23 protein-coding genes are annotated in these 24,145 nt (G+C 68.8%); 4 read left to right on the plus strand and 19 right to left on the minus strand.

The features are described 5' to 3' along the window. Window positions 1-110: 110 nt before the first annotated feature. Both H7F38_RS02135 and H7F38_RS02140 read right to left on the minus strand, forming a co-directional pair. Entirely contained in the window at window positions 111-1,619 is a 1,509-nt protein-coding gene (locus tag H7F38_RS02135) for a gamma-aminobutyraldehyde dehydrogenase (protein ID WP_187092644.1), read from the minus strand. A gap of 60 nt (window positions 1,620-1,679) precedes the next feature. Continuing rightward, window positions 1,680-3,569, minus strand: coding sequence for an APC family permease (locus H7F38_RS02140; RefSeq protein WP_222618384.1), 1,890 nt, complete (start codon window positions 3,567-3,569; stop codon window positions 1,680-1,682). A 138-nt stretch (window positions 3,570-3,707) separates the two neighbouring features. Between H7F38_RS02140 and H7F38_RS02145 the strand changes: the two genes are divergently transcribed. From H7F38_RS02145 to H7F38_RS02155, 3 genes are all read left to right on the plus strand, one after another. Then, window positions 3,708-4,226 carry an Lrp/AsnC family transcriptional regulator gene (locus tag H7F38_RS02145; RefSeq protein WP_187092645.1) on the plus strand — a complete coding sequence of 173 codons (519 nt, stop codon included), beginning with the start codon at window positions 3,708-3,710 and terminating at the stop codon, window positions 4,224-4,226. Then, window positions 4,223-5,587: an aspartate aminotransferase family protein gene (locus H7F38_RS02150; RefSeq protein WP_187092646.1), complete on the plus strand. Its 1,365-nt coding sequence runs from the start codon at window positions 4,223-4,225 to the stop codon at window positions 5,585-5,587. Before H7F38_RS02145 ends, H7F38_RS02150 begins: the two co-directional genes overlap by 4 nt. A gap of 192 nt (window positions 5,588-5,779) precedes the next feature. Further along, complete coding sequence (locus tag H7F38_RS02155; protein ID WP_187092647.1) at window positions 5,780-7,222, plus strand: FAD-binding oxidoreductase; 1,443 nt, start codon at window positions 5,780-5,782, stop codon at window positions 7,220-7,222. Between the two features lie 151 nt (window positions 7,223-7,373). Here H7F38_RS02155 and H7F38_RS02160 read toward each other — a convergent pair whose 3' ends face one another. From H7F38_RS02160 to H7F38_RS02175, 4 genes are read right to left on the minus strand one after another with little or no spacing between them, the layout of a single operon-like run. After that, window positions 7,374-8,201, minus strand: coding sequence for an HAD family hydrolase (locus H7F38_RS02160; protein ID WP_222618385.1), 828 nt, complete (start codon window positions 8,199-8,201; stop codon window positions 7,374-7,376). Between the two features lie 54 nt (window positions 8,202-8,255). Then, the gene (locus H7F38_RS02165) at window positions 8,256-9,563 is read right to left on the minus strand and encodes a D-arabinono-1,4-lactone oxidase (RefSeq protein ID WP_187092648.1); all 1,308 of its coding nucleotides are present in this window, start codon (window positions 9,561-9,563) and stop codon (window positions 8,256-8,258) included. Further along, window positions 9,560-10,735, minus strand: a complete 1,176-nt coding sequence (locus H7F38_RS02170) for an alanine racemase (RefSeq protein ID WP_187092649.1) — start codon at window positions 10,733-10,735, stop codon at window positions 9,560-9,562. The genes H7F38_RS02165 and H7F38_RS02170 overlap by 4 nt, the downstream gene beginning before the upstream one ends. Then, window positions 10,732-11,391 (minus strand): TetR/AcrR family transcriptional regulator, encoded by a 660-nt coding sequence (locus H7F38_RS02175; protein WP_255498385.1) that lies wholly within the window; start codon window positions 11,389-11,391, stop codon window positions 10,732-10,734. Before H7F38_RS02175 ends, H7F38_RS02170 begins: the two co-directional genes overlap by 4 nt. 133 nt (window positions 11,392-11,524) lie before the next feature. Here H7F38_RS02175 and H7F38_RS02180 point away from each other — a divergent pair, with 133 nt between their 5' ends. Continuing rightward, a complete protein-coding gene (locus tag H7F38_RS02180) occupies window positions 11,525-12,715 on the plus strand; it encodes an MFS transporter (protein WP_187092651.1) in 1,191 nt (396 codons plus the stop codon). On the opposite strand, the gene H7F38_RS02185 is transcribed toward H7F38_RS02180, so the two are convergent. From H7F38_RS02185 to H7F38_RS02245, 13 genes are all read right to left on the minus strand, one after another. Further along, window positions 12,699-13,454: an urease accessory protein UreD gene (locus H7F38_RS02185; RefSeq protein WP_187092652.1), complete on the minus strand. Its 756-nt coding sequence runs from the start codon at window positions 13,452-13,454 to the stop codon at window positions 12,699-12,701. The genes H7F38_RS02180 and H7F38_RS02185 overlap by 17 nt on opposite strands. Next, on the minus strand, window positions 13,451-14,239 hold the full coding sequence (gene ureG, locus H7F38_RS02190) for an urease accessory protein UreG (protein ID WP_187092653.1): 789 nt from the start codon (window positions 14,237-14,239) through the stop codon (window positions 13,451-13,453). The genes H7F38_RS02185 and ureG overlap by 4 nt, the downstream gene beginning before the upstream one ends. Further along, window positions 14,232-14,975: an urease accessory protein UreF gene (locus H7F38_RS02195; RefSeq protein ID WP_255498208.1), complete on the minus strand. Its 744-nt coding sequence runs from the start codon at window positions 14,973-14,975 to the stop codon at window positions 14,232-14,234. The genes ureG and H7F38_RS02195 overlap by 8 nt, the downstream gene beginning before the upstream one ends. Window positions 14,976-15,143: 168 nt before the next feature. Next, window positions 15,144-16,847 carry an urease subunit alpha gene (locus tag H7F38_RS02200; protein WP_187092654.1) on the minus strand — a complete coding sequence of 568 codons (1,704 nt, stop codon included), beginning with the start codon at window positions 16,845-16,847 and terminating at the stop codon, window positions 15,144-15,146. Continuing rightward, window positions 16,847-17,179 (minus strand): urease subunit beta, encoded by a 333-nt coding sequence (gene ureB, locus H7F38_RS02205; RefSeq protein WP_187092655.1) that lies wholly within the window; start codon window positions 17,177-17,179, stop codon window positions 16,847-16,849. Before ureB ends, H7F38_RS02200 begins: the two co-directional genes overlap by 1 nt. An 11-nt stretch (window positions 17,180-17,190) precedes the next feature. Further along, window positions 17,191-17,493: an urease subunit gamma gene (locus H7F38_RS02210; RefSeq protein WP_187092656.1), complete on the minus strand. Its 303-nt coding sequence runs from the start codon at window positions 17,491-17,493 to the stop codon at window positions 17,191-17,193. 58 nt (window positions 17,494-17,551) lie between these two features. Continuing rightward, the gene (locus tag H7F38_RS02215; RefSeq protein WP_222618386.1) at window positions 17,552-18,838 is read right to left on the minus strand and encodes an aldolase; all 1,287 of its coding nucleotides are present in this window, start codon (window positions 18,836-18,838) and stop codon (window positions 17,552-17,554) included. Further along, window positions 18,822-20,420 carry a malate synthase A gene (gene aceB / locus H7F38_RS02220; protein ID WP_255498209.1) on the minus strand — a complete coding sequence of 533 codons (1,599 nt, stop codon included), beginning with the start codon at window positions 20,418-20,420 and terminating at the stop codon, window positions 18,822-18,824. The genes H7F38_RS02215 and aceB overlap by 17 nt, the downstream gene beginning before the upstream one ends. A gap of 112 nt (window positions 20,421-20,532) precedes the next feature. After that, window positions 20,533-21,429, minus strand: a complete 897-nt coding sequence (gene pucL, locus H7F38_RS02225) for a factor-independent urate hydroxylase (protein ID WP_187092657.1) — start codon at window positions 21,427-21,429, stop codon at window positions 20,533-20,535. 3 nt (window positions 21,430-21,432) lie between these two features. Continuing rightward, on the minus strand, window positions 21,433-21,777 hold the full coding sequence (uraH, locus tag H7F38_RS02230; protein WP_222618387.1) for a hydroxyisourate hydrolase: 345 nt from the start codon (window positions 21,775-21,777) through the stop codon (window positions 21,433-21,435). Window positions 21,778-21,784: 7 nt separating this feature from the next. After that, window positions 21,785-22,408 (minus strand): 2-oxo-4-hydroxy-4-carboxy-5-ureidoimidazoline decarboxylase, encoded by a 624-nt coding sequence (gene uraD / locus H7F38_RS02235; protein ID WP_222618388.1) that lies wholly within the window; start codon window positions 22,406-22,408, stop codon window positions 21,785-21,787. A gap of 1 nt (window position 22,409) precedes the next feature. Next, window positions 22,410-23,180 carry a GntR family transcriptional regulator gene (locus tag H7F38_RS02240; RefSeq protein ID WP_255498210.1) on the minus strand — a complete coding sequence of 257 codons (771 nt, stop codon included), beginning with the start codon at window positions 23,178-23,180 and terminating at the stop codon, window positions 22,410-22,412. A 162-nt stretch (window positions 23,181-23,342) separates the two neighbouring features. Then, entirely contained in the window at window positions 23,343-24,077 is a 735-nt protein-coding gene (locus H7F38_RS02245) for an aspartate/glutamate racemase family protein (protein WP_187092658.1), read from the minus strand. Between the last annotated feature and the right edge of the window lie 68 nt (window positions 24,078-24,145).

The following is a 24,145-nucleotide window of genomic DNA, read 5'->3' on the forward strand; positions in this document are numbered from 1 at the left end:
GCTGCCGATGGAACGTCACACCACGGGATATTTCATCCCCGGCGTGAACAATGGGTGATCAATGGGCCATCAATGCAGAGGCGGCCGCCGAGCACGGGACCGGCCGATCTTCAGCTGTAAGAAATGCCGAAGACGGTTCGGTGCCACGGCTTGCGCGCAACACCCGTGCGATCCATGGCCACATGCTTGATCTGCAGATATTCATGCAGGGCGTAGACGCTCATGTCCTTGCCGAAGCCGGACGACCGATATCCGCCGTGCGGCATCTCGGAGAAGATCGGGATGTGGTCGTTGATCCACACAGTGCCGGCCCGGAGTTCGGCACCGGCCCGCAACGCCCGGTGGACGTTGGTGGTCCAGGCCGAGGCTGCGAGCCCGAACGGCGAGTCGTTCGCCAGGTCGAAGGCTTCGTCGTCGCCGGTGAACGGGAGCACCGTCAGCACCGGGCCGAAGATCTCGTCCTGGACGACCGGGTCGGACTGGACCACGTCCGTGATCAGGGTGGGGAGGTGCCAGAAGCCGTGGGCGAGCCCCGCGCCGCCTGAGTGACTGCCGGGCAGGCTGCCCGGTTGCAACACCCTCGCGCCGCGGGTCCGCGCGGCGTGCACCATCTCGGAAACCTTGTCCCGGTGCCGGGCGCTGGACAGCGGCCCGATGTCCGTGGCCGGGTCCATCGGGTCGCCGAGGACGAGACCGGCCAGCAGGTCGGCCACCCCGTCGACGAAGGCCCCGAACAGAGATTCATGGACGTACGCGCGGGTGGCGGCGGTGCAGTCCTGGCCCGTGTTGATCATCGAGCCCGCCACGGCGCCATGCACTGCGGCCTCCAGGTCGGCGTCGTCGAACACCACGAACGGGGCCTTGCCACCGAGTTCCAGGTGTACCCGGGCGGCACGGGCGGAGCAGGCCGCCATCACCTGACGGCCGACCGCGGTCGAGCCGGTGAAGGACACCATGTCGACGTCGGGGTGCGAGACCAGGGTCGCGCCGGCGTCCGGCCCCGTCCCGCTGACGACGTTGATCACGCCATCCGGGAATCCTGCTGCCGCAGCGGATTCGGCGAACAGGAGCGCCGTCAACGGAGTTATCTCAGAGGGTTTCAGCACGATGGTGTTGCCGGCCGCGACGGCCGGCAGGATCTTCCATCCGGCCATCTGCAGCGGATAGTTCCAGGGGGCGATCGACCCGATCACCCCGATCGGTTCACGCCGGATCATCGAGGTGTGGTCGGCGGAGTACTCCCCCGCCGCACTGCCCTCCAGGATCCTGGCCGCACCACCGAAGAAGGCGGTGTTGTCGATCGTGCCCGGCACGTCGAACCCGGTGGAGAGCTTGATCGGCTTGCCGGTCTGGGAGGTCTCCACCTCGGCGAGTTCGGCCGCCCTGGAACCGAGCTCGACAGCCAGCCTGGCGAGCAGCCCCGACCGCTCCCCCGGCGTCGTCCTCGACCAGCTCCCAAAGGCCTGTCGGGCGTTGGTGACGGCGTCGTCCACGTCCGCCGACGTACCCAGCCGGTAGCGGGTGACCTCCCGCCCGGTGGCCGGGTCCAGCACCGGGAAGGCCTCCCCGGAACCGGCCAGGCGCTCGCCGCCGATCAGGTTCATCTCCGTGCCCGTCATCGGAGCGTTCCTGTTCTTCCTGCTGAAGGTCTTCCTGCTGGGGGTCGCTGATTCCCGGGGTCAGGGCACCTTCTTCCGGAACTTCTCGCCGGTCTCCGGATCGATCGCGATCTGCCCGGCGGGCAGGTTGGAAAGATCGGGCGCGATCACGGTGGCCTGCTCGCCGGAGCCGGGAAGGGTGCTGGGCACGCCCTCTTCCTCGGTACCGAGCAGGAGCAGGTCGGCCGACGCCCGTGGCAGGGTCTTCCCGAGGAAGAAGGCCGGCGACTTCCACCACTGCAGCGCGATGAGCAGGAACCCGACCAGCAGGGCCAGGATCCCCACGACCGCCACCGCACCCAGGCCGAAGATCGTCACGTTGTTGCCGGCGCAGGCTGCGGTGACCTTGTCCGACAGGTCGGCGATCGAGGCGGTCGTGGCGTTCGTGGCCGCCTGACCCGCGGTCAGTGCGGCGTTGGCCGTGTCGCAGCCGGCCTGGTCGGCGGGGTTGCTGCTGGTCAGCCAGTCCGGTGCGATGTAGCTGTGGATCGCGAAGACGAACATCGCGAAGAGGAAGATCCCGCCGGCCAACGGGATGACGCCCCGCATCACGAGATGACGGACCGAGGTGAAGAGCGTCCGGCGGTAGAACCAGGCGCAGGCGATGCCGGTGAGGCCGTAGTAGAAGGCGATCTGCAAACCGATCGAGCCGATCAGGGCGGACAGGAGATCGGTGCTGATCAGGGTGATGACCAGGTAGAAGGCGATGGACACCAGACCCATCCCGACGGTGGCCCAGGTCGGGGTCAGGTACTTCTTGTGGATCCGTGCGAACTTGGTCGGCAGGGCCTTGTAGACCGCCATCGACAGTGCCGTCCTGGCGGTGGGCAGGATCGTGGTCTGGGTGGAGGCCGCCGCGGACGTCAGGATCGAGACGGTCAGCAATCCGAGACCGATGTGTCCGAGCACGCTGTCGCCGAACAGCACCGGCCCGATCGCCGAGAACACGTCCGTGGCGTTGTTCGCGTTGCCGAGGCCGATGCCCGTCGGGTCGGTCCCGGTGCCCGCGAACGCCACCACCGCCACCGAGACCAGCACGTAGGTGATCAGCAGCAGGACGGTCGAGATGACAGCGGCCCGGCCGGGCGTCCGGCCGGGGTCGGCGGTCTCCTCGTTGGTGGCCACCGCGGTGTCCCAGCCCCAGTAGATGAAGGCCGCGGTCAGCACGGCGGGCGCGATGACGCCGCCGAAGGACAGTCCACCGGGCCAGAGCCAGGACAGCTGCGGCGTCAGGGATCCGCAGACGTTGATCCCATCGGGGCAGATGGTGGCGGGCACACCGTGGTGCGAGTAGACCTTCACCAGCGCGACGACCGCCAGCATGATCAGCGTGACGATCTCGATGCTCAGGAGGACGTACTGCAGGCGCGCGGAGACCTCGATGCCGCGGTAGCAGATGTACGTCATGATGACGATCCAGAGGATGCCCGCCACCGTCGACCAGAACGTGCTGTTGGCCAGCTGGTTGTGGATGCCGACGTCGTCGGCCAGCGTGAAGGAGTAGGCACCGGCGATCTGCGCGAGGTTGGCCATGACGATGACGTCGGCGGCGATGATGCCCCAGCCGCCCATCCAACCGACGATCGGGCCGAAGGCCCTCGTCGCCCAGGTGAAGGTGGTGCCGCAGTCCGGCTCGGCCTCGTTCAACTCCTTGTAGGCGACGGCGATGAAGTACATCGGGATGAAGGCCAGCAACATGATGGCCGGCGCCTTCACCCCGGCGAGCAGTGCGCCACCACTCGCGACGATGAAACCGAGGCTGGCGGCCAGGGAGTAGGCCGGTGCCGTCGATGCCATTCCGACGACGACGCTGCCGACCAGCCCGAGCGACCCGCCCTTCAATCCCTTGTCGACCGCGGTGCCGTCGGTGCCCGATCCACCCGGCTGCCCCACTGGTGCTGTCGTCGTCATGCGATCTCCCAGCTACTTGGTTGGACTGTACGGTTATCGCAGCTATGGACGCCCCGCGCAAGGGTTTCGGTGTTGCCATTTGGTTTCGTCAACGGATTCACTTGCCAACAGCACATCATCACGCCCATCATCATCGATATGTCCAGGTCCACGAGCGCCCTCGGAGCCGACAGCGACGGCACCGTCACTGCCCGCAATCGGGCAGCGTCGACGCCGCTGGACGACGTCTCCAAGGCCATCATCGAACAGCTCCAGCAGGACGGTCGGCGGCCCTATGCGACGATCGCCGCCGCCGTCGGGCTCTCGGAGGCAGCGGTACGACAACGGGTGTCGCGGTTGATCGGGTCCGGTGTGGTCCAGATCGTCGCCGTCACCGATCCGATGCAGGTCGGTTTCTCCCGTCAGGCGATGATCGGGATCAAGGCCGAGGGGAACCTCGAGCCCGTGGTCGCCGCCCTCACCGCCATGGACGAGGTCGACTACGTCGTCATCACCGCCGGATCGTTCGACATCCTGGCCGAGGTGGTCTGCGAGGACGACGACCACCTCCTGAGCCTGCTCAACCACCGGATCCGCACGATCGAGGGCATCGCCTCCACCGAATCGTTCATGTATCTCAAGCTTTCCAAGCAGACCTACACCTGGGGAACACGATGAGTACCAGCACCACCAGCAAGGCCACCGACCATCTCTGGATGCACTTCACCAGGATGTCGTCCTACGACAACAGTCCCGTCCCGACGATCGAGCGGGGCGAGGGCAGTTACATCTTCGACACCAACGGCAACAAGTACCTCGACGCGTTGTCCGGGCTCTTCACCGTGCAGGCCGGGCACGGCCGCGAGGAACTGGCGCGCGCGGCCTACGACCAGGCCCGCAAGCTCGCCTTCTTCCCGATCTGGTCCTACGCCCACCCCACCGCCATCGAACTCGCCGACCGGCTGGCCGCCCTCGCGCCCGGTGACCTCAACAAGGTCTTCTTCTCCTCCGGCGGCGGCGAATCGGTCGAGACGGCCTGGAAGGTCGCCAAGCAGTACTACAAGCTGACCGGGAAACCGGGGAAGCACAAGGTGATCTCGCGCGCCATCGCCTACCACGGCACCACCGCCGGTGCGCTCTCGATCACCGGTATCCCGCCGTTCAAGGAAGCCTTCGAACCGTTGGTGCCAGGGACCTTCCGGGTGCCGAACACCAACTTCTACCGGGCACCGGAGTTCGTCGCGGACGACGAGAAGCTGTTCGGGCTGTGGGCCGCCAACCGGATCGAGGAGGCCATCCTCGCCGAGGGTCCGGCGACCGTCGCCGCCGTGTTCCTGGAGCCGGTGCAGAACGCCGGCGGCTGCTTCCCGCCGCCGCCCGGATACTTCGACCGGGTCCGCGAGATCTGCGACGAGTACGACGTCCTGCTGATCTCGGACGAGGTGATCTGCGCCTACGGCCGGCTCGGCACCATGTTCGGTGCCCAGAAGTTCGGCTACCAGCCCGACATCATCACCACCGCCAAGGGTCTGACGTCCGGTTACTCGCCGTTGGGCTGTGCGATCATCTCCGACCGGATCTACGAGCCGTTCGGCAAGGAGGGCGTGTCCTTCGCCCACGGCTACACCTTCGGCGGGCACCCGGTGTCGTGTGCTGTGGCGCTGGCCAACCTGGATCTGTTCGAGCGGGAAGACCTGCTGGGCAACGTGTTACGTCACGAGAACGCGTTCCGCTCGACGCTCGAGAAGCTCTACGACCTGCCGATCGTCGGGAACGTCCGCGGTGACGGGTACTTCTACGGGATCGAGCTGGTCAAGGACAAGGCGACGAAGGAGACGTTCGACGCCGACGAGTGCGAGCGGGTACTGCGCGGCTACGTGTCCGGCGCACTGTTCGCCAACGGACTCTACTGCCGTGCCGACGACCGCGGCGACCCCGTCGTCCAGGTCGCCCCGCCGCTGATCTGCGGCCAGACCGAGTTCGACGAGATCGAGCAGAAGCTCCGCATCGTCCTGACCGAGGCCTGGAACCGTATCTGACCCGCCCGCCCCCTGCCCCCTGCGCGGATCAACCTGCGCGGACGAACAGTCCCCCCGGCCCCTGCCCCCTGACCCCGCTGACCCCCCGACCCGCTGACCCCCCTGCCGCGCTTATCAACTTCGCCCGCGCTGACGAAGTCGTCGACTTCTGTACCACCAGTCACATTTTCGCCACGTTCATGAGCGCCGACGATGTTGATCAGCGCGACCGAGGGAGGTGCGTCCGTCTTGCCGCAGAACCCGTCCGGCCAGGCCTGGGCGTCCGACTACCGAGGACTGAGCCTGTGGCTCGACCGCGTCGACGACCCACTGACGCGGCGTCCCGGGTTGCCCGGAGACCGGTCGGTCGACATCGCGATCGTCGGCGCCGGATTCACCGGACTGTGGACCGCCTACTACCTGCAGCGCGCCGATCCGAACCTGCGGATCGCCGTGGTGGAAAAGGAGATCGCCGGATTCGGGGCCTCCGGACGCAACGGCGGCTGGTGCTCCGATCTGTTCCCGGCGTCCTGGGAGAAGATCGCCCGCCGTCATGGACGGGCCCCGGCCCTGGCCATGAAGGCCGCCATGCGGGCCGGTCTCGACGAGGTCGGCTCCGTGGTCGCGGCCGAGGGCCTCGACTGCGGTTGGGAGCGTGGCGGGTCCATCGCCTTCGCCCGCTCGAAGGTACAACTGGAACGAGCCGAGGCGGAGGTCGAGCACGCGCATTCCTGGGGCGACTCCGACGCGGACCTGCGCCTGCTGTCGGCCACCGAGACCCAGCAGATGGTGGGCGCTGCAGGGGTTCTCGGCTCCACCTTCACTCCACACTGCGCCACCATCGATCCGGGCGCCCTGGTCCGCGGACTGGCCAGGCTGGTCGTGGATCGCGGCGCGGAGCTGTACGAGGGCACCGCCGTGCGGGAGATCCGGCCGCACCGGGTCGTCACCGATGAGGGCATCGTGACGGCAGATGTCGTCGTCAGGGCAACCGAGGGCTACACCTCAGCGCTGCGCGGGGCCCGACGGGAGCTCGCACCGCTCTACTCGCTGATCGTGGCGACCGAACCACTGGACGAGAAGACCCTGACCGCAGTCGGTCTGGCCCATCGACCGACCTTCGCCGACCATCGGCACCTGATCTGCTACGGCCAGCGGAGCTCCGACGGCCGCATCGTGTTCGGCGGTCGCGGGGCGCCGTATCACTTCGGCTCGACCACCGCTGCCCGGTTCGACCGGGAACCGGCCGTCTTCGAATCGCTGCGGCACAACCTGATCGACATGTTCCCCGTGCTGGCAGGGGTGCGGTTCACCCATTCCTGGGGTGGCCCGCTCGGCGTTCCGCGTGACTGGCACGCCGGCGTCGGCCTCGACCGCGACACCGGCTTCGCCTGGGGCGGAGGATATGTCGGGGACGGTGTCACCACCTCGAACCTGGCCGGCCGGACATTGACCGACCTGATCACCGGCACGGACTCGGACCTGATCACGCTGCCCTGGGTGGGCCACCGTTCGCGCAAGTGGGAGCCGGAACCGCTGCGCTACCTCGGTATCAACACCGGTCTGCGGGTGATGGTTTCGGCCGATCGCCGTGAGACGCGGACCGGCAAGCATTCCTCGATGGCCAAGGCCTTCAATCGGTACCTCGGCGGTTGACGGGGCCTCGGGCGATGTGGAGGGCCGGGTCTGGGCCGTAGTTCTGTTCGGCGGACCCGAATGCTCGGGCCGCCGGACTGACCGCGGCCAAGCTACCAGGAGTGGCCGACGAGGGAATCACGTGGAGGCATGACGAGACGGCTGCGACCGATCAGAACCACCGTTCGAGGACGGCGGCCACCCCGTCGTCGCCGTGGTGCGGGGCGATCTCGCTCGCGATCGCGGTGACCTCCGGGTGGGCGTTGGCCATCGCGACCCCATGACCGGCCCAGGCCAGCATCTCGAGGTCGTTGGGCATGTCCCCGAACGCGATGGTGTCGGCGGCGTCGATTCCCCACTGCTCGGCGAGTCGGGCCAGCGCAAAACCCTTGTTGACGCCGGCCGCGGCGACCTCGATCAGGCCGTCGTCGGTGGAGTAGGTGATCGACAACTGATCGCCGACGCCGGCCTCCTCGGCACTGCGCTGTGCCGCCCGCGCCAGCGTGAGCGAGTCACTCGTGCCGCGGATCAACAACTTTCCGGCCGGCTCCGCCAGCAGCGCCGCACGGTCCAGCGCCTGGTAGTCGCCGACCACCCAGGGGTGGCTGTAGGTGTGCTCGGCCCAGAAGTCGTGCTGGGAGGTGCCCAGCCGCTCGACCGCCAGTGAGATGTCCGCGATCTCGGACAGCACCAGCACGAGGGCCTGCATGGCGGTCGGGAGCAGCGGTGCACTGGAGATGATCTCGCCGGCTCCGATGTCGTAGGTGACCGCGCCGTTCATGCAGACAGCAGTCCCGGTGAAGCCGGCCTCGATGACAGGACCCAGCCAGATCACCGGGCGGCCGGTGGCGATGACGACCCGCGCGCCGGCTTCACCCGCCCGGCGAAGGGCCGCCGCGTTGCGAGCGCTCACGCGCCGGCCGTCGGAGTCGAGCAACGTGCCGTCCATGTCGGTGACGACCATCCGGGGGGCCTGGGTGATGAGCGAGGGGACGAGCACCGCCCCATCATCCCACCCTGCGGTGCCGGCCGGTGACGACCCGGGCGGGAGGGATCAGCTCCCCAGAACCCGGTCCAGGTAGTCGTTGCGAAAGCGGCGTCCGGGGTCGACCTCGTCCCGGACGGCCACGACGTCGTCGAAACGCGGATATCTCCCGCGGAGCCGATCAGCACCCAGGGTGTGCAGCTTGCCCCAGTGCGGCCGGCCACCGTACTGGAGCAGGATGTCCTGGACCGCCAGGAAGTACTCCGCGTACGGCTCCCGGAAATAGCGGTGCACGGCAATGTAAGCCGTTGGTCTCCGGTAGGCCGTGGAGGGCCAGACATCATCCGCCGCAGCAGTTCTGATCTCCAGCGGGAAGGATATCCGCCAGCCCGCTCCGGCGATCAGATCACGGATCGCCCCGATCGCCCCGGGTACCGCAGCCCGATCGATCGCGTACTCCATCTCGCGGAATCGAACCCGGCGGGGCGAGGTGAACACCGCCGCGGAGTCGTCGGTGAACTCCCGCACGCTGACGAGCTTCGCGGCCGCCCGATTGACGAACGGAACTACCGGCGGGGCAATCCATTCGGCGGCACAGGCCAGCCCGAAGACGCCATTGGACACCACCTCGTCGTCCAGGATCGTCCGCCAGCGGGGCAGCGGTCGGCCGGGCGCATCGGGAGGCACCCGGCGGTTCGACTTCACCAGGGCGGTCGTCGTGTGCGGAAACCAGTAGAACTCGACATGCTCTGCGCTGGAACTGATCTCGTCGAAGTTTTCCAGGACCTGCGACAGCGGTTCAGGGTGCTCGTCCGCCGCGAGCCGGAAGGACGGCACACACTTCAGCGTGATCTCGGTCAGCACGCCGAACGCTCCCAGGCCGATCCTGGCCGCCTGGAACAACTCCGGCCGCTCAACCTCCGAGCAGTCCGCCACCGACCCGTCCGCCAGCACCAGCCGCAGACCTCGCACCTGGCCGGCCAGACCGGTCAAATCCGCTCCGGTGCCGTGCGTGCCGGTGGAGATCGCCCCCGCCAGCGTCTGGGTGTCGATGTCGCCCATGTTCTCCAGCGCCAGACCATGGGCGGCCAGCAACGACGTCAGGTCGCGCAGGCGGGTACCGGCGCGGACGCAGACCACGGTGCCTTTCGGATCCACCCACCGGAGTCCGGACAACCGGTCGAGACGGACGGTGACGCCCCTGGTCTCGGCGATCGGGGCGAAGGAGTGACCGGCACCGACGGGCCGCACCGACAGACCTTCCCGTTCGGCTCTGGCCAGTAGATCCACGACTTCTTCCTCGTCGCGTGGCATCTCGACATGATGGGGGTCGACCACGACGTTCCGGCCCCAGTTCCGCCAGCGTTCGACCGTCACAGGAAGACCTTGCCCTCGCCGCGATACGTCGGCGCGACCGAGGTCACCCGGTCGCCGGTCACGCAGTGGAATTCCTCGAGGTGTTCGGCGGCCTCCCCGGCTTTGGCGTGCCGGAGCCAGATCTGGTCCCCGATCCGCAACCGTCTCGCGGCCCGGCCGCGCAAGGGGGTCTGCACCTCGCCCGCACCCTCGACGTCGACGTACTCGAGTCCGGGCGGATCGGCGATCACCGGCTGTCGATCGGTGCCGGGTGGCCCGGAGGCGATCCATCCGCCGCCGAGCATGGTGGCCACCGACCGAGTAGGTCTGCGCACCAACGACATCACGAAGTAGGCGGCATGCGCGGGCTGGAAGGCCCGGTAGTGATCGAACAATCCCGGCCCGAACAGTCCGGAACCGGCGGCCAGTTCGGTGACACCGTCCTCGAGGGTCGTCGTCTCCAACGACCCCGTTCCCCCGCCGTTGACGAATTCCAGATCGGCGACCTCGCGGACGGCCACCACCACGGCCGCACGCCGCTCGGCAAGTTCGACGGCGGAACGCTTCTGCATCATGCGGACGAGCCTGGGCCGCAGCCCAGGACCCACGTTCCCGACGCCGGCGATCTGCCCCTCGTAGGCCATCATCCCGACCAGGGCGAATCCACGGCGTGATGCGACCATGCGAGCGAAAGCAGCTGCCGCTCCTGGTGTCCGGATCGGCGACCGCAGTGCTCCCGCCCGGAACGGGCCCCTCCGATAGCCGGCGTCGAGCTCCAGGCAGACCCGGATCCTCTCGCGCCGTCCGGGCGGACGGACCGCGTCGATCAGATCGAGCTGAGCGGGATCGTCGACCATCAGGGTGATCTCGGCGGCCGCGGCCGGATCTGCGGCCAGCGAGGCGATACCCCCACGGTGCACGGTCGGATAGCCGATCACCAGATCACGGAAACCATTGCTGTGCAACCAGAGCGCCTCGGGCAACGTGTAGCAGAGCAGGCCCGCAAATCCGGGCCGGGCCAACGTGTCGGCCAGGACCTGCCGCACCCGGACCGATTTGCTGGCCAGCCTGATGGGTTTTCCGGCCGCTCGGCGCACCAGATCGGCGGCGTTGGCCGCCAGCGCCGCCTCGTCGATCACGCCGAACGGCGGGTCGAGGGCAGCCGTGGCCGTGCGCAGGTCGTCGATGCTCATCCGTGCCTCAGAAGCCGATGTTCGTGGTCGGTGGTCCCCCGAGCGGGCCCGTGATCGTCGGCCCGGTCGGGATCAGGTCTGGCGTGGCCGGCAAAATCGACGGCGAAGGCGTGCAGGGCTGCTCGGGCAGCGCCGCTGTCGCGGTCGACCAGGTAGTGCAGCGTCAGGCCGTCGAGGACGGTGACCACCTGACGTGCCAGCGTCTCCTCCGGGATGTCCCAGGTGATGTGCCGAATCTCCGCGATCTGCACCAGGCTTCGCAGGACACCGTCCAGGTATCGACCATATTGGAACCGGGCGATGTCCGAGGCCCGCCGATCCCGCAGCACCGAGGTGGTGATCTCGTAGAGCACCTGGTGCAGACCCGGATCGGCTTCGACGGTGTCCCAGTAGACCGTGAACGCGTTGATCACCGATTCGGCCATGGTCCCGCCGGGACCGACGGCGCCGATCGATGCGGACACCTGCGCGGCGAGCAGGCCTGCCGCCACTTCGCGCATCAACTCGTCCCGGTTGGTGAAGCAGTAGTGGAAGACGCCCTGCTTCATCCCCGCCTCGCGGCAGACGGCCCTGGTGGTCGCGGCGGCGAATCCGTCTCTGACCAGCACTCTCCAGGCCGCCGCCAGTAGTAGTTCCCGCCGCTGGGTGACGGACATCCTGGGCACGGCTCCACTCTGATCGCGAGGTCCCGGGCCCGTCAAGCGTTTCCGGAAACAATCTTGGTCAGCTGACCAAGATGACCGCCGCGAATCCTTGACGGGCACACCGACGAGTGTGGATAGTGGGCCGATGGAGCGGCTGAGCTATCCAAGGGCGGGTGTCGCGGCAGCGTTCTTCGCTCAGGGCATCGGCTTTGCGGTGGTGCTGACCCACCTTCCGGCGTTCAAGGACCAGCACGGTCTCGACGATCTGGCCGTCACCGGCGTGATGTTCGGGGTGGCCGTCCTGGCCGGGGTCGGATCGACGGTGGCGGGCAGCTTCGCATCCCACCGGGGCAGTGCCGTGACCCTGCGCGCGGCCTTGCTCCTCGCCGCCGTCGGCCTGACGATCACCGGGACGGCCGGCTCGCTGCCGGTCTTCCTGGCCGGCGTCGCCGTGTACGGACTCGGCCTGGGGACGGTGGACGCCTCCGAGAACATGCAGGCCGTTGCGCTCGAGGCCCGTTACGGCCGCTCCATTCTCACGTCCTTCCACGCCGCCTGGTCGGCCGGCGGCATCGTCGGCGCCGTCTACACCTCGCTCACGAACTCCTGGACGCCGGCCGAGTCGTTCGTACCCATCGCCGTCGTCGTCGGACTGATCGCGCTGGCGCCCTATCTGACGGCCGCGGACGACCCGCACTCCGGGGCCGAGGACTCCGCCGACCGGGAGGCTGCCATGCCCTGGCGCCCGCTGGTGATGCTCGGCGCGGCACTGGTGTTGTTCTACGTGGCCGATTCGGCGGCGGCGTCATGGTCGACCATCTATCTGCGCGACGGGCTGGGCGCCTCCGCACGGCTGGCGCCGCTGGCCTACGGCGGGTACCAGGCCACCAGCCTGATCTCCCGGCTGGCCGGGGACTTCCTGGTGCGGCGAACCGGCGCCGTCGGCGTCGTGCGGATGGCCGCGGGCATCGGCACCGCCGGATTGCTGCTGGTCGTGCTCGCCCCCGGGCCGACCTTGGCCATCGTCGGGTTCGCGGTGCTGGGAGCGGGACTGGCGGTGGTGGCGCCACTGACCTTCTCGGCCGCCGGGGTGCTGGCCGGTGACGGGACTCCGGAGCAACGCCGGCGGCGGGCCGATGCGCTGGTGGCCAGGCTGAATCAGTTCAACTATCTCGGATTCGTGCTCGGCGGCGTGCTCACCGGGTTGGTCAGCTCTGCCGGTTCCCTGCGCTGGGGCTACGTCGTTCCGCTGGCGCTGACTGCGGTGCTGGTCCTGCTCGCTCCGGCCTTCGCCCCGCGCCGCCGCGCCGCCAGCGTCCTCACCCCCGACCGCTGATTCCGACGGCCCGGCGGGCCGCATGGACATCCCTCGCTGCCGCACTCCAGGAGGACCACCAGGCCCGTGCGGGCGAGCCGGCCAGATCGGTCCGCAGGACCCGCCCGATCGTCCCCGCACCGCCGCCGAGGCGGAAGAGGCTCCCCGCGAACAACGGCGGAAACCCGGGGGGCACCGTCCCGATCAGGGTCACGGTATCGACGACGGAGGCCCTGCCGAGAATCCCGGGGAGTTCGCGGCTCTCGCAAGAGGAGAGGTCCAGATCCTCGGCCAGCACGGAGGTCCCGCCGACGGCTACCTGATTCTGCACCCGCAGCGCGCCACCTCGTTCGCCGGAGCGACCCAGCACCACCGTCTCCCTGACGCAGACGACGGCTTCATCGCCAAGGGCATACCTGCTGCTGCGCAGGGTGTTCGCGCCGTCGGATATCACCAGCGGTTCGCCGTGCCAGAGCAGCAGACCACCCGCTTCGACGACCGCCCTGACGTTCCACCGTGATTGCTCTCCCTCTGCGTCGTAGGCGACAGTGCCTGCCGTCTCGACGATCTCCAGCCACGCGCCCGCCCCGACCCGCAACTCCAGATCAACCGCGTCACCACCCAGCAACAGTGCCGAGGTCGCGACCAGTGCGACCTTGGCGCCGCCGTCATCGGCGCTGATCAGACGGGGAGCCAGATTGCCGCCGATGAGTTCGAGTCTGGCTCTTCCCCCGTCGACCCGGACGGCCACGCGCGTCACGAGAGCGGGTGGACGTGACTGTGCGGTCCTGCTCCCCCGTGAACGTGGAGCACGGCGGTGCCGCCCGCCTCGGCGTGGCTGTGCGGGGCCATCGGACCGGGGTCGACGGCCACGTGGCGACCGGATCTGAACGCGACCAACAGCTCTCGTACCCAGGCCATCAATCCGTCGATCGACTCGCGATCGTGGCGCGACAGGGCCAGCACCGGCCGACCGTCACGGGCCTTCATGCCGTCGGCGACCATCTGCCGCACATCGACCCCGACGTGCGGACCGAGGTCGGTCTTGTTGACCACCAGCAGATCCGCGCGTCCGATCCCCGGACCACCCTTGCGGGCGACATCCCCGCCGCCGGCCACGTCGAGCACGAAGATCTGCGCGTCGACCAGCGCCGGCGAGAAGGTCGCCGTCAGATTGTCGCCCCCTGATTCGACCAGCACCACGTCCAGCGGCGCGAAGTCGGCTTCCAGGTCTTCGACGGCGAGCAGGTTCGCCGTGACGTCGTCCCGGATCGCCGTGTGCGGGCAGGCGCCGGTCTCCACTGCGCGAATGCGCTCGGGGTCCAGCACCCCGGCCGACCGCAGGTACCGGGCGTCCTCGTCGGTGTAGATGTCGTTGGTGATGACACCGAGGCTCAGTTCGGTGTTCAGCTCACGACAGATCATCGCGATCAGGGACGACTTCCCGGTACCGACGGGTCCGGCGATCCCGAGCCTCAGCGCGCGGGAATCGGGGTGGACGGAGGTGGAGGGGTGGTCCCCGGAATTCGGGTGGATGTCAGGCACGGAACAACCTCTGGGTGGTGGTGGAATGGATCTCGGCCCACTGCTCGATCAGGGGCGCACCGAACGCGGGGATCTCGTCGGGTTCCGTCAGGCCGGCGACGGAACCGGCCATCCTCTCGATGTCGTCCTGCACCCCGATCACCCAGGCGGTGGCGTCCACCGGATCCAGCGGCGCGATCTTCAAGGCTGCGGCCGCGATCGTCTGCGCCTCGTCGTAGCCGATCAGCCTGCCCAGCTGCATCGGTGCCAACCCGGTGCAGGCCGCGGCCACCCCGAGGACCACAGCCCGGCAGGGCAATCGGATCGCCTGCAGCGCAACCACTGCGGGATGCTCCGGCCACAGCCGGCCGACCAGCCGGCCGTACCCCCGACCCAGTAGTGCGGACGTCTCCCGGAGCGCCGGACTGATGGTCCTGGCCCGCCAGGCCAGATCGACCAGGGCCAGCCCCGTGCCGGGATCGGGACCCGACGACAGGTGCCTGGCCACCACCGCCGCGCCCGCCTCGACCCTGGTCACCGTCCGCAGCCGGGCGGTGATGTAGCGGGGTACGTCACGCGCCGGCATGCCGCCGTTGATCGCCGGCTCCAGACCGGCCGACTGGGTGTGTGCGCCGGTCGGCAGACGGGCGTCCGACAGCAGCATGAGCATCAGCTCGGAGCGGCCCGCGCCGGGGCCGGTGGCCGCGCTGAGGCCGGTCACCGCGCCGGGGCCGGTAGCCGCGCTGAGGCCGGTCACCGCGCTGAGGCCGGTAGCCGCGCTTATCAACCCGTCGATTTCTGTCACATCCGTCCCAAACGCGTCAAGTTCATGAGCGCGGGCGAAGTTGATAAGCGCGGCAGGGGCGGGCGGGGCGGGCGGGGCGGCAGGGGCGGGCGGGGCGGCGAGCGGTCATCGGGCCGGCCATCAGAACATCGAGTAGAGCTGGGCGAGGGGCAGGACGGAGGCGGGGGCGGGTTCGACGGGCTCCCCGTCGATCCTGATCGCGAACGTCTCGGGGTTGATGTCGATCACCGGGAGCACGTCGTTGTTGATCATCTGCGCCTTGCCCACCTCGCGGGTGGGCCTGACCGCGACGAGCGATCGCTTCAACCCGAGACGGGCCGCCAACCCGTCCTGCAGAGCCGCCGGGGCCACGAAGGACATCGACGACTCGGCTCCGATCGCATCCCCGAACGACGGCCGCATCAGCACCGGCTGCGGCGTCGGGATCGAGGCGTTCGGATCACCGAGCGCACCCCAGACGATCGCCCCGCCCTTGATGACGATGGCCGGACGGACGCCGAAGAACTTCGGCTCCCACAGCACGAGGTCGGCGAGCTTGCCGGCCTCGATGCTGCCGATCTCGTGATCAACCCCGTGCGAGATCGCCGGGTTGATGGTGTATTTCGCGATGTACCGCCGGGCCCGGAAGTTGTCGGCCGGCATGGAGCCGCCGATGTCACCGCGTCGCAGCTTCATCACGTGCGCGACCTGCCAGGTGCGGGTGACGACCTCGCCGATCCGGCCCATCGCCTGTGCGTCCGAGGACGTCAGCGAGATGGCGCCCATGTCGTGCAGGACGTCCTCGGCGGCGATGGTCGTCGCCCTGATCCGGGATTCGGCGAAGGCGAGATCCTCTGGCACAGCGGGGTTCAGATGATGGCAGACCATCAGCATGTCCAGGTGCTCGGCGACCGTGTTGACGGTGTGCGGCAGCGTCGGGTTGGTGGAACCCGGCAGGACCATCGGCAGCCCGGCCAGCTTGAGGATGTCCGGCGAGTGCCCGCCGCCCGCTCCTTCGACGTGGAAGGCCGACAGGGCGCGACCGGCGATCGCGTCGATCGTCGATTGGACGTAGCCCGCCTCGTTGAGCGAATCACTGTGCAGGGCAACCTGCAGGCCCCACTCCTGCGCCCCGCGGAGCGCAGCGTCGATGGCGGCCGGCGTGGAGCCCCAGTCCTCGTGCACCTTGTAGCCGCCGGCGCCGCCCAGCGCCTGCTCGGCCAGCGCCTCCATGGACACGGTGTTGCCCTTGCCCAGCAGCAACACGTTGACGGGCAACGCATCCATCGCCCGGTGCATCTTCTCCAGGTGCCACGCTCCGGGCGTGACGGTGGTCGCCTTCGTCCCCTCGCTCGGGCCGGTGCCGCCGCCGCCGATGGTGGTCAGGCCGGTGGCCAGGGCCTCGTGGATCTGCGAGGGCGAGAGCAGGTGGACGTGCGAGTCGAAACCGCCGGCGGTCAGGATCTTCCCCTCGCCGGAGATGACGTCGGTGGAGGGCCCGATCTGCAGATCCGGGTGGACACCGTCCGCGACGTCCGAGTTCCCGGAGCGTCCCAGCGCTACGATCCGGCCGTCGCGGATGCCGACGTCGGCCCGGACGATGCCCCAGTGGTCCAGCACGATCGCGTTGGTGATGACGGTGTCGGGCGCGCCCTGGGCCCGCGTCGTCAGGCCCTGCGCCATCGACTCGCGGATGGACTTGCCCCCACCGAAGACAGCTTCCTCACCGCCTGCGGTGTAGTCCTTCTCGATCTCGATCCACAGATCGGTGTCACCCAGGCGCACCTGGTCGCCGACCGTCGGGCCGTAGAGCGCGGCGTACTCGGCGCGGGAGATCTCCACCATCAGAGGGCACCGCCGTCACTCTTGATCTGGAGACCGGGAATCCTGCGCAGACCCTTGAACGCCACCGCAGCAACGTCTCTGGATGCGCCTGGCTCGAACCGCCGTGAGGTGCCGGACGGGATGTCCAGCCGGAAGCCGTGTGCCGCAGCACGATCGAATTCCAGGGCGGTGTTCGCGTCCGGCAGGTGCAGGTGCGATCCGATCTGGATCGGCCGGTCACCGGTGTTCACGATGTGCAGGTCGATGCGCTCGGAGCCCGTCCGGTCGCCGTTCAGCACGATGCTGCCCGGTGCGGTGCGGACGGCCCCGGGACCGTCGGACGAAGCAGACATGAGCTGGACCCCTATGCGATCGGCTGGCGGATGGTGACGAGCTTGCGACCGTCGGGGAAGGTGGCCTCGACCTGGACGTCCGGCAGCATCTCCGCGACGCCGTCCATCACCTGTTCGCGGGCCAACACCTGCCGGCCGGCCGCCATCAGGTCCTCGACGGTTCGGCCATCCCTGGCCCGTTCGATCACCCAGGTGGTCAGCAGCGCAACGGTTTCCGGATAGTTCAGCTTGACGCCGCGGTCGAGCCGGTCGCGGGCGACCATACCGGCCACCGACAACAGCAGCTTCTCGGTGTCCGCTGGTGTCAGATGCATGGCGTGCTCCCGGAGAGGTCGACGGAACGGCGCGAGGTCGGTGCGCCACTGCAGCAGATCATGTCAGCACCCCGGGCGGCGCCCCACGGACGAGGTACCGCCGGACGACATCATCCCCGATCCCGGCCACGGTCCCGATCTCGGCCTGCTGCACGGCCCCGCAGGCCAGCGCGGCCGCGAGGTGGCGGGCCAACGCGAACGCGGTGGCCGGCTCGTCGAGGACGCCACCGGCACCGGGCACCTGACGGTGGTAGTCACCGAGCCGCTCGGCAGCCTCGGACCATCCGTCCCGGAAGAACGCGAAGGTGGCGGCGAAGCGAGTGGGGAGTTGAGCGGGGTGCAGGTCCCAGCCCTGGAAGATGCCTTGCCGCAGGGCTCGCGTCACCCCCTCGGCGTGCACCTGCCAGCGAAGGCCGACGGTCTGCGCGTCGCCGGTCGGCACCTTGTTGTCGGAGCCGTCCGACACCCGGACCCCGGTCTCGGCGGCGGCCAGCATCATCAGACCCTTGGCGAAGTCGGCGACCGGATGACGGAGGTTCTGGTGCGCGCCCAGGATCCCCAGGCTGGCGGTGTAGTCGTAGGTCCCGAAGTGCAGCCCGGAGACGCGCCCGCCGGCGGCGTGGATCATCCGGCCGACCGGCACGGTGCCGTCGGAGCCGAGCACGGTCTGCGGTGTTTCCACCTGGATCTCGAAGCGCAGCGAGCCGGCGGGCAGTCCGTGCGCGGCCTCCAGTTGCGACAGCACCGCGCAGAACACCTCGATCTGGGCCAGCGACGTGACCTTGGGCAGGGTGATCACGAATCCGGCGGGCATCGGCCCGTGCGAGAGCAGCTCGGCGAGGAACAGGTCCAGCGTCCGCAGCCCCCGACGACGGGTGGCGCCGGCCAGGCACCTGATCCGGACGCCCCACGACCGGGGCATCTGCGATCGCCGGACGACGGCGGCGGCCCTGATCGCATGGCCGTCCTCCTCCAGGTCGTCGGCGGGAGTCCCGCGGTGTGCGCGGAAACCGTCCTCGAAGTCGATCCGGAGGTCCTCGACCGGTTCGCGTTCGAGCTTGGCGAGGGTCAGCGAGCCCAGCTCGTCGGGTGAGTCGCTGAGCAGCGACAGCACGGTGTGCCACTGCGCAGGGAACTCCGCCACCGCCGCCCGTGCACGCCCACCCCACGCCTGCACCACTCCCTCGACGAAGCCAGGCACCGGGAGATATACGGTGTGCACCGTTCCCGGGGCGGGCGGCCCGGGATAGGCGGCGGCGTAGGAGGTGTCGTCCGGCGTCAGCATCTCGTCCCAGTGCCGCAACAGCTCAGGGCCGAGGACCCCGGTCTCAGGGGATGAGTTCATAGGCCCGGGTCGTCAGGAAGTCGACGTAGTTCCTCTGCGTCGTCAGGTCGACCAGCAGGTTGCGGGCATCGGCCAGCAGATTCCGACCGTGCGGAACCTCCGCCCAGGCATCGGCCAGGGTTTCGGTGGCCTCGTCGACGATCTGCGTGATCAACGCCGGGGTCACCACCCGACCGGTGTCCAGCATCGTCCTGGCCTGCCGCCACTGCCACACCTGGGAACGCGAGATCTCTGCAGTGGCAGCATCTTCCATCAAGTTGGCGATCGCCACCGCGCCTCGCCCCGACAACCAGGTCACAACGTACTCCAGTGCTACCGAGATGTTGCTCCGCAGACCGGCCTCGGTCACCGGCGGCACGCCGTCGACCTGGAGCGAGGCGAAATCCAGCAGATCGGACGCGGCCACCGAGGCGTCCATCCCCTGGTCCGATTGATCGACCCCGTCGCCCAGTGCCGCGTCGAAGATCTCCGTGCAGAGCGGCACCAGGCCCGGGTGGGCCACCCAGGACCCCTCGTATCCGGCGCCGGCCTCCCTGGTCTTGTCGGCACGCACCTTGGCGTAGGCGATCTCGTTGGCCACCGGATCCTTCGAGGGGATGAACGCGGCCATCCCGCCGATGGCGTAGGCGCCGCGCCGATGGCAGGTGGCCACCAGCAGATCGGAGTAGGCCGTCATGAAGGGCGCCGCCATCGTGATCGTGTTGCGATCGGGCAGCACGAAGTCGGGGCCGGCGTCCCGGAAAGTCTTGATCACCGAGAAGAGATAGTCCCAGCGGCCGGCGTTCAGCCCCGAGGCGTAGTCGCGCAGTTCGTAGAGGAACTCGTCCATCTCGAAGGCGGCCCAGATGGTCTCGATCAGCATCGTGACCCTGATGCTGCCGGCCGGGATGTCGCAGTACTGCTCGGAGAAGGCGAAGACCTCGGCCCACAGGCGGGCCTCGAGGTGGGACTCCATCTTGGGCAGGTAGAAGGCCGGGCCGAGGCCCCGGGAGAGCAGCTCGGCGGCGTTGTGGAAGAAGTACAGCCCGAAGTCGACGAGCGATCCCGACAGGGGCGCACCGTCCAGGCTCAGATGCTTCTCCGGCAGGTGCCAGCCCCGGGGGCGCATCACGATCACCGCATGCGGGCCGTCGGACAACGCGTACGACTTCCCCGACTGTTCCAGGGTGATCGTCCCGCGGATGGCGTCGGCCAGGTTGATCTGGCCGTCGATCACGTTCTCCCAGTGCGGGGTGTTCGCATCCTCCAGGTCGGCGAGCCAGACCTTGGCTCCGGAGTTCAGCGCGTTGATCGTCATCTTGCGGTCGGTCGGGCCGGTGATCTCCACGCGGCGGTCTGCGAGATAGGCCGGTGCGGGGGCCACCTTCCAGTCACCCGAGCGCACCGATGCGGTCTCCGGGAGGAAGTCCGGCATCGCACCCGCAGAGACCGCGTCCCGGCGGGTGGCGCGCAGTTCGAGGAGTTCCATGCGGCGCGGCCCGAACTTCCCCTGCAATGCGGCCAGGAAATCCAGTGCTTCCGGGGTGAGGACGCCGCTCAGGCCGGCCACCTCGGGTGCGCCGGCCACGATCGAGATGCTCACAGAACTCCTCCATGCAGTGGTGGACCATCAGGGCAGTGAACCATCAGGGCAGTGAACCATTCGCTGGGCAACGTCGGGGCCGGACACCGGGTCGGCGCCCGGCACGGCCCCGCTACACGAACCCGGCGACCCCGTCCCAGGTGCCGGCCGGCACCGGGGCATCGTCGCGCACCACCGACGCCTCGATCAGTCCGTAGGGCCGGTCGGCCGCGTGGAACACCTGGTTCGGGTTGTCCAGGTCCCACTTCGTCAGGTCGACGACGAAGTGATGGATGTTCGGCATGGACAACCGGATCTCGGCGATCTCGGGATGTGTCTCGAGCACCGTCCTGGCCATGGTGAACAACGTCTGCTGCAGCGAGAGGCTGTGCACCACGGCGAACTGTTCGAGCAGCGTGGACCTCACCGACTCGAAGATCGCATTCCAGTCGAGACCCTCCACCGTGTTGTAGACCCAGCGCGCGCTGACCGAGGTGGCCATCACCCGGTCGTCGGTCTCGACCAGCGCGGTGTAGGGCACCTGCGGGAACCCGTGGAACTCGCTGCCCGTGGTCTTGAGCACCACCAGTCCGGTGACGCCGGCGAAGACCGTCTCGGCGTCACCGTCCTTGCGCACCAGCGCATTCCGGACCGCACCGGATCCCTTGACGAACGAATGGTCGTGCGGGCCGCCGGCGGTGTCGATGCGATCCCAGGCGTACTGCTCGATCTCCATCCGGGCCCCCGTGACGTAGGGGTAGGTGCCGACGTAGTTCCGGGCCAACCGCAGTCCGTACTCCTCGATGCTGCTGATCCCACCGGTGCGGGCGAGCGCGTACGCGGTGTTCTTCTGCGTGTCGGTGGCGATCACCTTGTCGTTGGCACCCGTCAGGTGGGTGTCGGAGAAGTCGCCGATCAGCTGACTGGTGACGTTGATGTCGGTGATCACGTGGACCGACGTCGACCGTTCGACGTGGACCAGCCGGACTTCGGCCTTCCCGTAGCGGTTGGCACCGAGGACGATCGCCATGACTCAACTCCCGAGGTAGGTGGTGTAGGAGAAGGTGCTGGCCAGCACCGGGATGTGGAAGTGCGGGCGGCCGTCCGGCAGCCGGACGTCGACGGTGATCCGCGGGTAGAACACCTGGCCGTGGACCGAGGCGAAATAGTTCGCGGTGTCGAAGATCAGTCGGTACTCCCCCGGCTCCAGGTTGGTCGGGTTGAGCGCCCCGACCCGTCCGTCGTCGTCGGTGACACCATGGCCGGCCCGGGCGCCGCTCCCGTCGGAGGCGATCCGCTCCAGCACGACCGGGACACCGCCGGCCGGTCGGCCGACGCCCGTGTCGAGCAGGTGGGTACTGATCCGCTCGATGCTCACGGTCGGCTCACGACACCACGGCCTTGGCCAGGCGCAGTGCACTGATCTTCCGGAGCTCTTGGATCACGATCGGCTTCTCGACCGCCGGCTCGTTGCGGAGGCGGAGGTCGAGGGCGGCCAGGATCTGCTCCCCGGAGAGTCCGGCGGCGCAGATCAGGAAGAGGTGCCCGAAGCGCTGCTCGTAGGCCACGTTTCCGGCGGCCAGCGCCTGCGCCTGGGTCACCTCGACCCCGCTCTGCTCGGCACCGGACCAGGCCGACTCGGTCCCGGTGCCGGCCACCGCAGCCCGGCGCTCCCCGATGCGCGGGTGACGGTCCAGCGCGCCGGCCACCTGCTCCCAGGTGATGACGGCGGCCGCGGCGGACCCGGCTCTGCGCAGGGACGCAAGATCGGCGAACGGCCGGCCGGCCGACACCTGGGCGACCCACAGGGCGATGTCCATGCAGGCGCCGAGGATCTCGGCGGCGACCGCTGCGTCTGCGTTGAACTCGGCTAGGGTCGGGCCCTGGCCGGGGGCACGGTGCCGGCCCGCTGCAGAGGCACCACCGACCATCGGACCACGCCCCTTCGCCGGGTGGCTGTGCGGATCGGCGAACGCGACCGCATGACGTCCACGATGATGCCCGGCCATGTCAGGTGTCCATCCCATCGGGTCGGTGCGACCCGACGGCGGCTGGTGGCTCGGTTCTTCGCTCGGACTCGGTGAACAGACCGTGGCCGGCCGGCATCGCCGCGATCGAGGTGTCCAGGTGATCCAGATGAACGCTCGCGACGGCCAGCAGCGCCTCCGCGTCACGCGCCAGGAAGTGGTCCAGCATCGCCCGGTGCTCCGCGTGCAGCAGGCGTCGGTGGTCGTCTTCGATCCGGGCCATCGGTTGGAACGGTTCGGTCACGTTCCAGGCCGACTCCAGCATGCCCAGCAGTGGGCGCATGCGCGACGGCGTCACCAGGGCGAGATGGAACCGCCGACTCTGGACGTGGTAACCGCGGTAGTCGTTGTCGCGCATGGCCTTGTCGAGAGCCGTCAGGGCGTCCATCGCGGCCTCGTCGTCCAGGCGCGTGGCCTGGCCGACGGCACAGGACAGCGCGGCTTTCTCCAGCACCCCCCGGACGGTGTACAGGCCCTGGAACTCCTCGACGGTGAGCTGGGCGACCAGGTAGCCGGCGTGCGGACGATGGTCGACCAGACCCTCACCGATCAGCGTGCGCAGTGACTCCCGCACCGGGATGCGACTCACCCCGAACGTCTCGGCCACCTGGTCCACCGGGATCGGGGTACCCGGTGGCACGCCGCCTTCGAGGATCACCCGCCGCAGCTCGGCCAGGATGGCCGCCTGGGAATGCGTGTCGGCATCGCAGTGCAATCGGCCGATCAGCGGCGAAGTTCGCCTCGTTGCCGGCACCGCCGCTCCCTCCGATGAACGTGGGGCCAGCCCACCTCCCACCGGCACTGCGGTGGGCCTTCACCTCTGACCAGCCGGACGGTATCGACCCTATGTTGCCCGGTGATGACGACCAGGATTCACCCGGAAGACTCTGTCGTGGCTCTACTCGGCGGAATCGCGTCAGAGGACCGCGAATTCGCTCAGCAGCCCGACGTACTTCTTGGCCGGAGGCGGAGCAAACTCGGACCAGGCGCTGGTCCGCAGGCCCATCGCGACGAGCGATTCGACCATCTTGGTGGCCGCGGCAACGCCGTCGACCACCGGTACCCCGAGGGTGGCGCTGATCTCCGCCGTCAGGTCGGCCATTCCGGCGCACCCGAGCACGATGACGTCGGACCGGTCCTCCAGCAGGGCCAGCCGACACTCCTGCGTGATCAACTCCCGGGCCCGCGAACCGGGCTGCTCCAGTTCCAGGACGGGGATCTCGCAGGCCCGGACGTTCCGGCAGGTCCTGGACATCCCGTAGCGGCCGGCCAGATCCCACGCCCGGCCGGTGGTCCGGCCCAGGGTCGTGACGACGCTGAACCCCCGGCCGAGGAACGGCGCGGCGTGCATCGCCGCTTCGGCGATCCCGACCACCGGGCCGACGGCCAGCTCGCGGGCCGCGTCGAGGCCAGGGTCCCCGAAACAGGCGATCACGTATCCGTCGGCGCCCTCCCGTTCCCCGCGCTCGATCTCCTCGAGCAACCCTGGAACGGAAAGTGCTTCGTCGTAATGACTTTCGATGGACGCCGGTCCCATCGATGGGCTCACCGCGGAGATCTCGGTGCCTACCGCGGCGACGGCCCGTGCGCACTCCCCGATGCGCTGCGTCATCGAGATCGTGGTGTTGGGATTGATGATCTTGACCAGCACGGTGGTGCCTCCAGAACGGGTCGCATGGATCAACTTCCCCGATTTGGGACAGGAGTGACAGAAGTTGC

This window comes from Nakamurella sp. PAMC28650, assembly GCF_014303395.1.
Taxonomy (GTDB): domain Bacteria; phylum Actinomycetota; class Actinomycetes; order Mycobacteriales; family Nakamurellaceae; genus Nakamurella.

Coding starts and splice junctions, on each gene's coding strand:
- H7F38_RS02135 (WP_187092644.1), bottom strand. CDS start 1,619: ATGACGGGCACGGAGATGAACCTGATCGGCGGCGAGCGCCTGGCCGGT.
- H7F38_RS02140 (WP_222618384.1), bottom strand. CDS start 3,569: ATGACGACGACAGCACCAGTGGGGCAGCCGGGTGGATCGGGCACCGAC.
- H7F38_RS02145 (WP_187092645.1), top strand. CDS start 3,708: ATGTCCAGGTCCACGAGCGCCCTCGGAGCCGACAGCGACGGCACCGTC.
- H7F38_RS02150 (WP_187092646.1), top strand. CDS start 4,223: ATGAGTACCAGCACCACCAGCAAGGCCACCGACCATCTCTGGATGCAC.
- H7F38_RS02155 (WP_187092647.1), top strand. CDS start 5,780: ATGTTGATCAGCGCGACCGAGGGAGGTGCGTCCGTCTTGCCGCAGAAC.
- H7F38_RS02170 (WP_187092649.1), bottom strand. CDS start 10,735: ATGAGCATCGACGACCTGCGCACGGCCACGGCTGCCCTCGACCCGCCG.
- H7F38_RS02175 (WP_255498385.1), bottom strand. CDS start 11,391: ATGTCCGTCACCCAGCGGCGGGAACTACTACTGGCGGCGGCCTGGAGA.
- H7F38_RS02180 (WP_187092651.1), top strand. CDS start 11,525: ATGGAGCGGCTGAGCTATCCAAGGGCGGGTGTCGCGGCAGCGTTCTTC.
- H7F38_RS02200 (WP_187092654.1), bottom strand. CDS start 16,847: ATGGTGGAGATCTCCCGCGCCGAGTACGCCGCGCTCTACGGCCCGACG.
- ureB (WP_187092655.1), bottom strand. CDS start 17,179: ATGTCTGCTTCGTCCGACGGTCCCGGGGCCGTCCGCACCGCACCGGGC.
- H7F38_RS02210 (WP_187092656.1), bottom strand. CDS start 17,493: ATGCATCTGACACCAGCGGACACCGAGAAGCTGCTGTTGTCGGTGGCC.
- H7F38_RS02215 (WP_222618386.1), bottom strand. CDS start 18,838: ATGAACTCATCCCCTGAGACCGGGGTCCTCGGCCCTGAGCTGTTGCGG.
- pucL (WP_187092657.1), bottom strand. CDS start 21,429: ATGGCGATCGTCCTCGGTGCCAACCGCTACGGGAAGGCCGAAGTCCGG.
- uraD (WP_222618388.1), bottom strand. CDS start 22,408: ATGGCCGGGCATCATCGTGGACGTCATGCGGTCGCGTTCGCCGATCCG.